Consider the following 12,803-nt stretch of genomic DNA (forward strand, 5'->3'; position numbering starts at 1 on the left):
CGAATTAGGTGGACTTGCGCCGCCCGCTGCCCAGATGCAGGCAGATCAGCATCAAGATGAAGGCGGTGGCATTGCCGTAGCGGCCATAGGGCGGCGGCTCGATGGGTTTCGGCAAGGGGGCGTCGACCACGCCCTTGACGCCGAGCGCCAGCCGGGCGACCTCGCGGCCATAGGGATCGAACACCGCCGAGATGCCGGTATTGGCGGCGCGCACCAAGGGCAGCCCTTCCTCGATGGCCCGCATGCGGGCGGCGGCCAGATGCTGATACGGTCCCGCCGACATGCCGAACCAGCCGTCATTGGTGATGGTCAACAGCCATTGCGGCCGCTCGGCGTCGGGATCGACCACGGCGGCGGGGAAGATGGCCTCATAGCAGATCAGCGGGCTGAAGGGCGGCAGGCCCGGCACGGTCAGGGTGCGTGGTCCCGGCCCGGCGGAGAAATCGGTGCCGCCATGGGTGATCTTGGCGATGGGCAGGATGGACTTGAACGGCACGTATTCGCCGAAAGGCACCAGATGGGCCTTGTCGTAGACCCCGACGATCTCGGCCCGCGCGGTGACCGCGAACAGGCTGTTCCAGATCTGAAGGGGTTCGACTCCCTTAGGCGTGATGCGCGGCGCCCCGGTCAGCAGATGACCGCCCACCGGCGCGGCGGCGGCCGCGATTTCCCGGTGCAAGGTATCCAGGTCGAGGAAATAAGGCGCGGCGGTCTCGGGCCACACCACGGTGGTGACGGAGTCGACGCCCGGCGAGCGCGACAGCGCCACATGCTCGCGCAGATTGGCCTCGCGCAGGTCGTCGCGCCACTTGTTGCCCTGGGCCATGACGGCTTGGACAAGGCGCAGCTTGACGCCGGGCACATAGGTTTCGGCGGCGGCCAGATCGGGCGCGCCGCTCAGACGGATAGTTCCGCCGATCCAACCCGCCACCGGCAGCCCCAGCACCATGGCAAGGATGATCGCCCGGCCCTTGCGGCCGGACTGCTCCGCCAGCAGGGCCGGAAGCATGACGACGACGGCGCTCAGCAGGCCGAGACCCCAGATTCCGACCACCGCGCCCGCTTGCAGCACCGGCAGCGAGATGTCCCACACCGAGCCCAGGGGGTTCCATGGGAAGCCGGTCAGCACCCAGGACCGCAGCCAGTCGGCCAGGGTCCAGGCCACCGCCAGCAGGGCGATGCGGCCCGAGCCCTGAACACCGAGGGCGCGGACGGCGAGGGTGGCGGCGCCGAAAAAGGCGGCCACCAGACCGGACAGGCCGAAAATGGCGAAGGGGATCATCCAGCCGAACTTGGCCACATCGGTCAGCAGGGCGTTGCTGATCCAGTAGAAGCCGACGGAGAACCATCCCATGGCCCACCACCAGCCGGCGCCATAGGCGGCCTTCCGGCTCTGGGAGGCATCGAAGATCCACACCAATGCGGGAAAGGCGATGAACACCGTGGGCAGGGCATGGACCGGCGGCAGCGCCAGGGCGGCGAGACAGCCCAGCAGGAACAGCGCGAGGCGGCGACGCCATCCGCTGAGTGCCTTGAGGCGGAGGGCGGCGGTGGAGATGAAGGACATGCTTATTCGCTTCCGTCTTCCTTGGGCGAGGCCATGCGCCGCACGCGGACGCGTTTGACCCGGCGGGGGTCGGCGTCCAGCACCTCGAATTCCAGCCCGGCGGAATGGGTGATCAACTCGCCGCGCGACGGTACCCGACCGGCCACGAAGAAGACCAGACCGCCCAGGGTCTCGACCTCTTCCCGCTCTTCCTCGGTCAGCACATCGCCCATCTTTTCCTCGAAATCGGCGATAGGGGTTCGCGCATGGGCCTCGATGGCGCCGTCGGGCAGGTCGATCATGTCGGGCTCTTCGTCCAGGTCGTGCTCGTCCTCGATCTCGCCGACGATCTGTTCCACCAGATCCTCGATGGTCACAAGGCCGTCGATGCCGCCGTATTCGTCCACCACCAGGGCGAGATGGGCGCGCTTCAGGCGCATTTCCAGCAGCAGGTCGGTGACCCGCATGCTGGGCGCCACGAACTGCACCCGGCGCACCATGCGCGGCAGGTTGAAGGGCTTGCCCTGGCCCAGAACCTCCAGCAGATCCTTGATGTGGACCATGCCGATGACGTCGTCCAGGGTGCGGCGATAGACCGGCAGCCGCGAATGGCCGCATTCGATGAACAGGGCGATCAGGTCGTTGAGGGGCGTGCGCGATTCCACCGCGATGATATCGGCGCGGGGAATGGAGACATCGGCGGCGGTGACGTCGCGCAGATGCAGGATATTGCCCAGCAACTGGCGTTCGTGGTCGTCGATGGGAATTTCGGCGCTTTCCCGATCCTCGATCAGTTCTTCCAGCGCGTCGCGCACCGTTTCGCCGCCCCGTGGGCGACGGCGCGATTTCAACCAGCCGCGAACCGTCTTGATCAGCGATTCGTCGTGGCCGTTGGTTGATTTCCGCGATCCGGCCCCGCTGTCGCGAGGCGGACTACTGCCGCCAGGGTCGTTCATGGCCCTTCGTCTTCCTCTCCATAGGGATCGGGGATTCCCAATGCCGCCATCAGGGTGGATTCCAAGGCTTCCATTTCCACCGCTTCGTCCTCGTCCTCGTGATCGAAGCCTAACAGATGTAGCACGCCGTGGACCACAAGATGGCTGAAATGATCGGCGAAGGGCTTGCCTTGCTCCTTGGCCTCGGCCGCCGTTGTCTCATAGGCCAGGATCACGTCGCCCAGCATCAGCGGCGCGCCGGGCACCAGCGGCGCGTCCTCGTCATCCAGGGCGGCGAAGGACAGCACGTTGGTGGGCTGATTCTTGCCGCGCCAGTTACGGTTGAGATCCTGCACGATGGCGTCGTCGGCCAGGACGATGGACAGTTCCACCACTCCGTCCGGCAGTTCCACCGCTTCCAGCGCGGTGGCGGCGAGGCGGCCACAGCGGGCTTCCGCGTCGGGCAGCGCCTCGATCCAGGCCGGGCAGTCCATGCGGACGTCGATTTCGATGGTGGTGGTCACGGTGTTGCCTTGTCCTTGCGAGCCCGCTCTACCTTATCGTAAGCGCGGACGATGCGTGTGACCAGATCGTGACGAACCACGTCCTTGTCGGTGAAGCGTATGAAGCTGACGCCCTCGATGCCGTCGAGGATCTCCATGGCGTCGGCGAGGCCCGAGCGCGTCCCGGGCGGCAGGTCGATCTGGCTGGGGTCGCCGGTCACCGCCATGCGGGAATGCTCGCCCATGCGGGTCAGGAACATCTTCATCTGCATGGTGGTGGTGTTCTGGGCCTCGTCCAGGATGATGAAGGCGTTGGTCAGGGTGCGGCCGCGCATGAAGGCCAGCGGCGCCACCTCGATATCGCCGGACAACAGCTTCTTGGCCACCTGATCGCCCGGCAGCATGTCGTGCAGGGCGTCGTAGAGCGGCCTTAAGTAAGGATCGACCTTGTCCTTGAGATCGCCGGGCAGGAATCCCAGGCGCTCGCCCGCCTCCACCGCCGGACGCGACAGGATGATGCGGTCCACCTCGCCCGCCACCATCATGGCCACCGCCTTGGCCACCGCCAGATAGGTCTTGCCGGTCCCGGCCGGGCCCAGGCCGAAGGTCAGGGGCGAGCTGTCCAGCGCCCGGATGTAGTCGGCCTGCATGGGGGTGCGCGGCGCGATATGGCGCTTGCGGGTGCGGATCACCAGGGGACCGGCGGGCTCGGTCGGCTGACCGGCCATGCGCATGGCGCTGTCCACGTCGGCGGTCTCGATATGGCCCTGGCGCCGCGCCAGATCATAAAGCTGATCCAGCACAGCGGCCGCCTCGGCGGCCAGGTCCGGCGTGCCGGAAATGGTGACGGTATTGCCGCGGGCATCCAGCGCCACGCCCAGCCGGGCCTCGATACGCTCCAGATTGGCGTTATGGGGGCCGAACAAAGCCTGGGCCAGGGCGTTGTCCTGGAATTCGCGGATCAGCGGGCTGGTAACCTTGCTCACGCCGTCACCGCCTCCAGGGAATTGGGATGCACCTTGACGATGCGCAGCCGCGCCACGGTGCCGATCAGCGGGGCGGCGGCCTTCACGTGGACCGGCTGCATATAGGGCGAGCGGCCCACCAACTGCCCGGCATGGCGGCCGGGGCGGTCCAGCAGCACCTTCATCTCGCGCCCGACGCAGGACTGGTTGAAGGCCATGGTCTGTTCCAGCAGGAGGGCCTGGACCTGGGCCAAGCGCTCCTCCTTGACCTTTTCCGGCACCTGATCGGGCATCAGGGCGGCGGGGGTGCCGGGGCGCGGGCTGTATTTGAAGGAATAGGTCTGGACGAAGCCGACCTCGCGGATCAGGGCCATGGTGTCGGCGAAATCCTGGTCGGTCTCGCCGGGAAAGCCGGTGATGAAGTCCGACGACAGGGCCAGATCGGGCTGCGCCGCCTTCAGCTTCTCGGTCAGGCGCAGATAGGTGTCGCGGTCGTGGCCTCGGTTCATGGCCTGCAGAATGCGGTCGGAGCCCGACTGCACCGGCAGGTGCAGGAACGGCATCAGTTCCGGCAGCTCGGCATGGGCGGCGATCAGCTCGTCATCCATGTCGCGGGGATGCGACGTGGTGTAGCGGATGCGCTCGATTCCGTCGATCGCCGCCACTTCGCGGATCAATCGACCCAGGGTCCAGCCGTCGTCATGGCGCCAGCCGTTGACGTTCTGGCCCAGGAGGGTCAGCTCGCGCACGCCCTGGGAGGCCAGGGCGCGGGCCTCGGCCAGCACGGCGGCGGCCGGGCGGGAATATTCGGCGCCACGGGTATAGGGCACCACGCAGAAGGTGCAGAACTTGTCGCAGCCCTCTTGGACCGACAGGAAGGCGCTGGTGCCCTCGGCGCGGGATTCGGGCAGGAAGTCGAATTTGGGCTCGGGCGGGAATTCGGTGTCCAGCACGGCGCCACCGGCGCGGGCGGCCTGGGCCACCATCTCGGGCAGGCGGTGATAGGTCTGCGGCCCCAAGACGATATCGACGAAGGGGGCGCGGCGCAGGATTTCCGCGCCCTCGGCCTGGGCGACGCAGCCCGCCACCGCCAGGATCATGCGCGATCCCGCCTCGGCCTTGGCGGTCTGCAGCTTCCGCATGCGGCCCAGTTCGGAGAACACCTTCTCGGCGGCCTTCTCGCGGATATGGCAGGTGTTGAGGATGACCATGTCGGCATCCTCGGCACTCTCGGCCGAGGCATAGCCCAGCGGCGCCAGGACATCCGCCATGCGGGCGGAGTCATAGACGTTCATCTGGCAGCCGTAGGTTTTGACGAAGAGTCGTTTTGCCAAGGTCGTCCGCGGGCGGTCATCCGCTCCATGCATCGGGAGGGAAAGCTAGGCATCGCGCACGCGAGAGTCAAGGATTCCCGTCACCGCGACCGAGTCTATCCCTGCAACGCCGCCGCTCGCCGGATGGTCCCGACGCAGGATTGAATTCTCGTCGCCGCCTTTTGGTCGAGGCGCTTCTGACTTGGTCCCATTCCTGTCCATGCGCCGACCATGGCGTCGAGGACGGATGCGCGGGATCGGGTGTCGGAGGCAAGGCCGTCGATGATGCGCAGGCAATCGGCAACACAGATGATGAGATCGGGAGAAACGTAGAGATCCCCCGTCCAGGTCGATGCGGCGGACAGATGGTCGGCCACCGCGATGTCGACCCGCGTGTTCCGCTCGATAATGCGAGAGGTTATGGTGAAGACGGCGGCGTCGAAACGATCCTGGGTCGATGCATGGTCCCAGGGAATGTCGATGGGCCTTCCCGCGGCCGGTCGCTTCCAAAGGCCATCCATGGTGGTTTCCCTTTTCAGCGCGACGGCGAATTCGGCCGGGCCGAGATAATTCCGTGGAATATGGCCAGGGCGACCGCCTGGGCGCGGGTGGTGGCCCCCAATTTCTTCATGGCGTTATTGACATGGAAATTGGCCCCGCCAACGGAAATCGCGAGGCAGCGTGCGATCTCCTTGCTGCTTTTCCCCTGGGAGATCAGTGACAGAACGTCGCGCTCACGATCGGTCAGCAGCTCTTGATGGACGGACTCTTCCACTCAACACCCTAAGAATGAACACCTATCCTTAGAGAATAGTTGGGGTGTGGACGTCCGATCAAGTAACATATCAGCACCTAGCCATTTAACTAGGAGTGGATAGTTCGTGGGAATTAGGCTGTTCCATCTCTAAAGTAACTTAACTGCATATTCCACGCGCAATCGGATTCGTATGCGGCATGAATCTCATTACAATCTCATACCGATGCAGCATTTATATTTACAAATGTCAAAATTTCTCCGTAACGTTAAGTACTAGACTGGCTCTGGATTGTAACATTTGTTATATGAGTAATACCCGCTATAGCAGCAGCTCCACTCGCGGCCCCTTGCCGGTGGCGGCTTCAATCTCGGGGCGGCACGAGAACACGCGGGCGGCATCGATGCCGGCCACTTCCACTAGAAATTGCTTGGCCGCTTGGGCCCTGAATTCCGCCAACCGGGCCATGAGGTCGCGATCCATGTCGCCGGGCTTGCGTTCGACGCCCACCAGCCGTTCCAGCCGTGATATCAGCGGCTTATCCTCGGCGCGGCGGCGTTCGGCCAGGACGGGCCAATCGGCGGAATCCGCCTTGCCGCACAGGGTCAGCTTGAGGCTTGGGCGGCCCTTGAGCAATTGGCCGACATCCTCCAGGGTCTTGCGGTGGTCGGGCGACAGAGCCGTGCTGCCGGGGGCGAAGGCCAAGGGCGCCAGGGTCAGGCGTCCCTGCTGGTCTTGCGCATCCACGGCCATTTCGATCAGTGCCGCCACCGGGAAGGCCAGCTTCAGGGTGGTCAGCAAGGTGGACTTCAGGGCGCCCGCCACCGCCTGGGCGACGGCGTCGCTGATGTCCAAATCGGGCTTGGTCAGATCACCCCGAACCGGCAGGGTCAGGCGAATGCGGTCATCGCCGTCGCGCAGCAGGTCCAGCACGGTGTCGACGGGCATCTCCATCTTCTTGGCCACCGGCGCGTTGGGATCGGGTGGCGCGATGAACAGATTGGCCAGTTCCACCTCCAGCCTGCCGTCCAGGGCGCCCTTGCTGGAGGTGCCGGTAAAGCTGCCGCTGAACTGGCCGGTTTGCAGATTGACCCCCAGTGCTTCCGCCAGATAGGGCGATAGCGGCGGCAGGTCCAGGGCCTTGATGCGTCCGTCCAGGCGCCCGCCGCGGGAATCCGCGAAGGGCCGCGCCACGCCGCTGAATTCGCCGGTGGCCTCGCCGACGGTGGCCCGCAGGCTGAAGGGGCTGTCGCGGTCGGGATGCTCGCTGTCCAGGTCCGACAGCGAGATTTCCACCGGCCGGGCTTCCAGCCGCACGGTCTCGCCCAAGGTGAGGTCGCGGAACACCACCCGGCTGTCGCCGCTTACCGTCAGCCGTCCCAGTGTTATATCGGGCGGGTCGGATTTGGCGGGGGACGGATGATTGGCCTGCGGCAGCGACGGGGGCATGCCAAGCAATCCGTCCTTGCCCCGCGTGATGCGCAAAGTCAGCCCGTCGAGCTGGATATCGGCGACGTCCACATCGCCGTCGGCATCCAGGCTCGGCCGGTCCATGCGGATGGATTTGGCCTCGACCCGCCAGGGATAGGAGGTCTTGCCGTCCTGGCGCAGCGCCGTCAGCCCGGCGGCGGCGACACGACCGGCGGACGCGGCCCCGTCGAATCCCAGGGCAAGCTCGTTCGCCTCCACATGATCCAGCGCCAGCCAGTCCAGGCCGATCACCGTATTCCGCAAGGACAGCCCGTCGCCGCTGAACTTGACCTTGGCGGCGACGGGTAGCTTTCCCGGTTGGCCGAAATCCAATCGACCCTCGGCGACGGCGCGCTTGTGGCCATAGGCGTGATCAAAGCCCTTGAAGGCCAGCGACCCCAGGTCCAGCCGCCCTTCGGCGCTGCCCACGGCATTGGAATCGACGGTGAAGCGGCCGTTCCAGTTGACCGCATCGGGCGTGGCCTCGACGCCGGGGGCGAGAATGCGGGCCTTGCCCAGGGACAGGCGGCCTTGCCAGTCCAGCGTGCCGTCCCAACTCAGGGTGGCGGCGTCCAGCATCAGGGCGGCGGCGGAGCCGGACCCCTCGGCATTGCCGCCGGCCAGGGTGGCGGCGTCCAGCTTGGCCGTCAGGTCCAGGCGATGGCCGTCCCAGCCGAGCTTGGCGAGATCGAATTTCAGACTGGTCGCCGAGCCGAAGCCGTGGGGCGATTTCACCGACAGCGCCGACGCCTCGGCCAGGGCGGCAAGGTCCAGGCGGTCCCCGGTCCATTGGACGCCGCGCAGGTCCAGGTCCAGCTTGGCGGCCGAGGCATGGATGGGGGCGGACATGGCGGCATCGAGCAAATGCAGCGTACTGGATCCTTGCAGGGTCATGGACGGTTTGCCCATGGTGCCGGTCAAGGACAAGGCCAGATCCGCCCGACCGGCCAGCCCGGCCAGTCCCACCTTGGCCACGGCGGCATCCATGGTCTTGAGGTCCAGTCCGTCCAGGCGGGCTTCCAGGGAAAATCGCGGCTCGGCGGCGAAGGGCAGGGCGGAGCCGGACATGGCGACGGCGGCGCCGTTCAGCGAGCCTTGCAGCCGCACGCTAAGCGGCCGGGCCGGATTGCGGCTGTCCAAGTCCTCCATCACCATGCGGGCGACGGCGATATTAGCGGTGAACGCGCCGTCGGTCAGCAGCAGGCTGCTGTCGGTCAGTTCCAGGCTGGCGACGTCGAAGCCCCACGGCGTCGATCCGTCGGGCGTCGATCCGTCGGGGGCTTCGGGCGCGCTTTCCGCCACCGCCATGGGCAGGCCGTCGATGATGAAGCCCTTGCCGTCGGCGCGGCGGGTCACATGGATTTCCACCCCCGCCAAAACCACCCGGTCGATGACCACTCGCTTGCTCAGGAGCGGCGCCCAGCGGAAGCGCAGCGTGACGTCCTTGACCCCCAGGCTGGCGCCCAAGGCCGGTCGCGCCACCATCTTGCGCACCACCAGACTGCCGTCGAACAGCGATAGATCGGTGTCGGAGACACTGACCTCCACCATGCCCAGGCCGCGCAGCGCCTTGATCAGGCCCCAGCGCAGCCCCATATCGGGAAGGATGGAGAAGGCGGTGCTCAGCGCCACGGCGCCCGCCAGCAGCGCCGCCGCCAGGATGTGGCGGCGGCGGATTTCCATGCCGAACAGATGCATTCCTATAAGCGCCACGGCATCGCCTCCTAGGCTTTCGATCTTCCACCAAGAGGCATGGTCGCGACAAGGGCCGGTTTCATGGAACCATCACGAAGAGGGGTATGGATTAACCCCATGGAATACTATATTTTGCGGTAACCCACAGTTGGGAGAGACGATTGGTCGCGTTCGACAGTCATCCTGCCCTGGTGCTGAATGCGGATTTCAGGCCGCTCAGCTACTTTCCGCTGTCGCTGTGGTCATGGCAGGAGACCATCAAGGCGGTGGTGGCCGACCGGGTGACGGTGGTTTCCGAATACGACCGGCTGATCCATTCGCCGCGCCATACCATGCGGCTGCCCAGCGTCATATCGCTAAAGGAATATGTTCCGACCTCGCGGCGGCCCGCCTTCACCCGCTTCAACGTCTTCCTGCGCGATCGCTTCAGCTGCCAGTATTGCGGCCATCCCTTTCCCACCCAGGATCTGACCTTCGACCATGTGGTCCCCCGGTCCAAGGGCGGCAATACCAGTTGGGGCAATGTGGTGACCGCCTGTTCGCCCTGTAATCTCAGGAAGGGCAGCCATTTGCCCCGCGAGGTGGGCATGGCGCTGCTGACCCGCCCGGAACAGCCGTCCACGTTCCAACTGCAGGAAAACGGCCGGGCATTTCCGCCCAATTACCTGCACCAGTCGTGGCGCGACTTCCTGTACTGGGACAGCGAGCTGGAGCCGTTTTAGGGCCAATCGACATTCAAGCGGATAGATGGGACTTGGGCCACAGATGCACACAGATTCCCGCTGTGCGGGACACAGATAAGGAAATACCTCAATTCATCTGTGCGCATCTGTGTTCATCTGTGGCTAAAATTCCTACCGGACAGGTGTTCCGGCCAGAAATCAGCCGAATTCCCTGAATGTCGATACATCTAACTACTTCCCCTCGCCGGCCATCAGCGGCGCGTAGCGGGCGACGATGCGGTCGTATTCGCCGCTGGCCCTCAGCTTGCCCAGACCGCGATTGAAGGCGTCGCGCAGGTCGGGGTCGCGGAAGGCGACCCGGTATTCGGTGGGCGGGAACAAGGCGTGCAGCCGGATAGGCTGCGTGGTGTCGGTCTTGGCGGTCACCTCGGGCAGGCGGGAAAACCACGCGAAGATGTTGCGGTCGGCGATCACCACGTCGATCCGGTCATGAAACAGCATGGTGGGTTGGATGATCTGCCGGGATTCCTCGCGATAGGTCGGGTTGGCGTCGGCGATGGCCTTGAAGTCGGGCCCCAGATAGGTGGCGGCGCGCTGGAAGGCGAGGATGGACTTTCCCGTCAGATCAGCCAGCCGGTCGATCTTCAGATCGCGCGAGGCCAGGGTGATGGCGTAGTTCCGATAGGTGATGTAGACGTCGGAATAGCTGGCGCTCTTGATGCCGGTTTCCATGCGCTGGGTCAGGGCGGCGTCGGTCTGCCCGGCTTCCAGCTCCTTCAGCAGGCGGCCCAAGGGGCCGTAATGGGGAAGCATGACATGGCCCTCCAGGGCCAGCGCCTGCTTGGCGATGTCGAACTCCATGCCGCGATTTTCTTCGGGAATCACATAGGGCGACAGCGACAGGCCGATGGCGACGTTGACGTCGCGGGCCTGGGCGATTCCGGCCGTCCAGGCGAACGCCATCATGGCGACGGCGGCGGTCTTGATCCAAATGCGGCGGGGAAGAGGTGGGAGACCGGACAACGACCCGGACCGAAAATCGTTACGGCTGCTTCCTTCCGGACCTGACCGGGTTGGCGACAAGTCCGTCCGTCGCCGATCTCCCGCCGGGAAAATACGGACTCCGGGGCCCATATTGCAAGCCCAATACCGACGCACCGATGAAATCTTCATCGGCGCGGAGTTGCGGGCAAGGCCCGGCGCGCCCGTCGGCTTCGCCAACATACGAATGTTTGCACGCCTGCGCGTGCGTGGCGCGGGAGCCAAGCTGCCGGAGGCAGCGCCCGGCGATTGAGGGGCGGTGAAATCAGATTCCAAAGGACTGCCCCAAGAAGCGAAGCGCCAGTTGGGCGCCGTGGCCGTCGATGCCGTGGCCGAGGCCGGGGCGCAATTCGGTCAGCACCGGCACGCCCACGGCGGTCAATGCCTTTTCCGCCGTCGGCAGGCTGGCGGGATTGACGACCTCGTCGTCCTCGCCATGCACCAGCAGGACACGCGGGCGGGCGGTGATTTCGTGGGGAAGCGAGGCGGCGTCCACCAGGGCGCCGGAAAATCCCACCACGGCGGCGGGCGCCTTGGCGCGACGCAATGCCACGTGCAGCGCCATCATGGTGCCCTGGCTGAATCCCACCAGGGCCAGATCGGACTCGCCGACCCCCCATTTGACCAGTTGATCGTCGATGAAGGCGTCCAGGATGGGGGCGGTGGCGCGCACGCCGTCGGCGATCACCGAAGGGGTGCGGTCGGACAGGCTGAACCATTGGCGGCCGAACGGCGCCATGTCGAATTCCTGGGGCGCGTCGGGCGCCACGAAGGCGGCGTCGGGCAGGATGGAGGCGAAGAACGGGGCCAGTTCGATCAGGTCGCTGCCATCGACGCCGACGCCGTGCAGCAGGACCACCAGTTGCGCTGCCGGGCCGCCCGAGGCGGGTTCCACGCTGGGGCCGGTCAAAGGGGCTGAATTCGGCGGCATGGGGCCTCCTGTGGAACTAGAACGAGTCGAACATTATGATAAGGTAGGACCACTGTCACCAACCCATTCGGCAAATGGCCGTGATCATTACCCGCTTTGCTCCCAGTCCCACCGGCGCGTTGCATCTCGGCCACGCCCATTCCGCCCTGTTCGCGCATCAGGAGGCGAGGCGAGCCGGTGGGCGGTTCCTGCTGCGGATCGAGGATATCGACCCGACCCGCTGCCGTCCCGAATTCACCCGCGCCATCCTGACGGATCTCGCCTGGCTGGGACTGGACTGGGAGGAGCCGGTGCGGATTCAGTCGGAGCATTTCGACGATTACCGCACCGCCCTGGCGCGGCTGGACGAGGCGGGGCTGCTCTATCCCTGCTTTTGCACCCGCAAGGACATCGCCCGCGAGATCGAGGGCGCCGGTCACGCTCCCCATGGCCCCGATGGAGCGGTATATCCTGGCACCTGCCGCGCCCTGTCGGCTTCGGAGCGGGCCGAGCGCAAGGCGGCGGGAGAAACATACGCCCTGCGGCTGGACATGGCCGAGGCCGTTCGGCGGAGCGGAGACCTGCACTGGCGCGACCGCAAGGCGGGAATCGTCACCGCCCGGCCCGATCTGTTCGGCGACGTGGTGCTGGCCCGCAAGGACAGCCCGGCCAGCTATCATCTGGCGGTGACGGTGGACGACGCCCTGCAGGGCGTGACCCTGGTCACGCGGGGCGAGGATCTGTTCGACGCCACCCATATCCACCGCATACTGCAATGGCAGTTGAGGCTCGCGACCCCTGATTACGCCCATCATCCGCTGCTGGTGGACGCGTCGGGACGGCGCTACGCCAAACGCGACAGGGCGCTGACGCTTGGGGCTTTGCGCGCGGCGGGCAAGACGGTGGACGAGGTGCGAGGGATGGCGAGGATGGATTAGAGAGAGGAGCGGCGCCCTTTTCCTGTTCGTCATTCCCGCGAAAGCGGGA

12 protein-coding genes and 1 other RNA gene are annotated in these 12,803 nt (G+C 65.7%); 2 read left to right on the forward strand and 11 right to left on the reverse strand.

Features of this window, described 5'->3' with window-relative positions; genetic code table 11:
* Positions 1-4: 4 nt before the first annotated feature.
* The 8 genes from lnt to CU669_RS01815 all read right to left on the reverse strand — a co-directional run bounded on the left by lnt (position 5) and on the right by CU669_RS01815 (position 9,200).
* Complete coding sequence (gene lnt, locus CU669_RS01780; RefSeq protein ID WP_112142069.1) at positions 5-1,567, reverse strand: apolipoprotein N-acyltransferase; 1,563 nt, start codon at positions 1,565-1,567, stop codon at positions 5-7.
* 2 nt (positions 1,568-1,569) lie between these two features.
* On the reverse strand, positions 1,570-2,502 hold the full coding sequence (locus CU669_RS01785; RefSeq protein ID WP_112142070.1) for a hemolysin family protein: 933 nt from the start codon (positions 2,500-2,502) through the stop codon (positions 1,570-1,572).
* Positions 2,499-3,005, reverse strand: coding sequence for an rRNA maturation RNase YbeY (gene ybeY, locus CU669_RS01790; RefSeq protein ID WP_112142071.1), 507 nt, complete (start codon positions 3,003-3,005; stop codon positions 2,499-2,501). The genes CU669_RS01785 and ybeY overlap by 4 nt, the downstream gene beginning before the upstream one ends.
* Complete coding sequence (locus tag CU669_RS01795) at positions 3,002-3,970, reverse strand: PhoH family protein (RefSeq protein ID WP_112142072.1); 969 nt, start codon at positions 3,968-3,970, stop codon at positions 3,002-3,004. Before CU669_RS01795 ends, ybeY begins: the two co-directional genes overlap by 4 nt.
* Entirely contained in the window at positions 3,967-5,283 is a 1,317-nt protein-coding gene (miaB, locus tag CU669_RS01800) for a tRNA (N6-isopentenyl adenosine(37)-C2)-methylthiotransferase MiaB (protein ID WP_112142254.1), read from the reverse strand. The genes CU669_RS01795 and miaB overlap by 4 nt, the downstream gene beginning before the upstream one ends.
* 95 nt (positions 5,284-5,378) lie before the next feature.
* The gene (locus CU669_RS01805) at positions 5,379-5,783 is read right to left on the reverse strand and encodes a hypothetical protein (RefSeq protein ID WP_112142073.1); all 405 of its coding nucleotides are present in this window, start codon (positions 5,781-5,783) and stop codon (positions 5,379-5,381) included.
* Positions 5,784-5,797: 14 nt separating this feature from the next.
* Complete coding sequence (locus CU669_RS01810) at positions 5,798-6,037, reverse strand: helix-turn-helix domain-containing protein (RefSeq protein WP_112142074.1); 240 nt, start codon at positions 6,035-6,037, stop codon at positions 5,798-5,800.
* 301 nt (positions 6,038-6,338) lie between these two features.
* A complete protein-coding gene (locus CU669_RS01815) occupies positions 6,339-9,200 on the reverse strand; it encodes a DUF748 domain-containing protein (protein ID WP_112142075.1) in 2,862 nt (953 codons plus the stop codon).
* 143 nt (positions 9,201-9,343) lie between these two features.
* On the opposite strand from CU669_RS01815, the gene CU669_RS01820 reads away from it, so the two are divergent.
* Positions 9,344-9,904, forward strand: coding sequence for an HNH endonuclease (locus tag CU669_RS01820; RefSeq protein ID WP_112142076.1), 561 nt, complete (start codon positions 9,344-9,346; stop codon positions 9,902-9,904).
* A 192-nt stretch (positions 9,905-10,096) separates the two neighbouring features.
* Here CU669_RS01820 and CU669_RS01825 read toward each other — a convergent pair whose 3' ends face one another.
* From CU669_RS01825 to CU669_RS01835, 3 genes are all read right to left on the reverse strand, one after another.
* Positions 10,097-10,831, reverse strand: a complete 735-nt coding sequence (locus CU669_RS01825) for a substrate-binding periplasmic protein (RefSeq protein WP_112142255.1) — start codon at positions 10,829-10,831, stop codon at positions 10,097-10,099.
* A 40-nt stretch (positions 10,832-10,871) separates the two neighbouring features.
* An RNA gene (gene ffs, locus CU669_RS01830) (signal recognition particle sRNA small type) lies at positions 10,872-10,970 on the reverse strand.
* 201 nt (positions 10,971-11,171) lie between these two features.
* Positions 11,172-11,837 (reverse strand): alpha/beta hydrolase, encoded by a 666-nt coding sequence (locus CU669_RS01835; RefSeq protein WP_112142077.1) that lies wholly within the window; start codon positions 11,835-11,837, stop codon positions 11,172-11,174.
* 74 nt (positions 11,838-11,911) lie between these two features.
* Between CU669_RS01835 and gluQRS the strand changes: the two genes are divergently transcribed.
* Positions 11,912-12,754, forward strand: coding sequence for a tRNA glutamyl-Q(34) synthetase GluQRS (gene gluQRS, locus CU669_RS01840; RefSeq protein ID WP_192884563.1), 843 nt, complete (start codon positions 11,912-11,914; stop codon positions 12,752-12,754).
* Positions 12,755-12,803 lie beyond the last annotated feature (49 nt).

Origin of the sequence: Paramagnetospirillum kuznetsovii (assembly GCF_003284725.1) — a bacterium.
Lineage (GTDB): Bacteria > Pseudomonadota > Alphaproteobacteria > Rhodospirillales > Magnetospirillaceae > Phaeospirillum > Phaeospirillum kuznetsovii.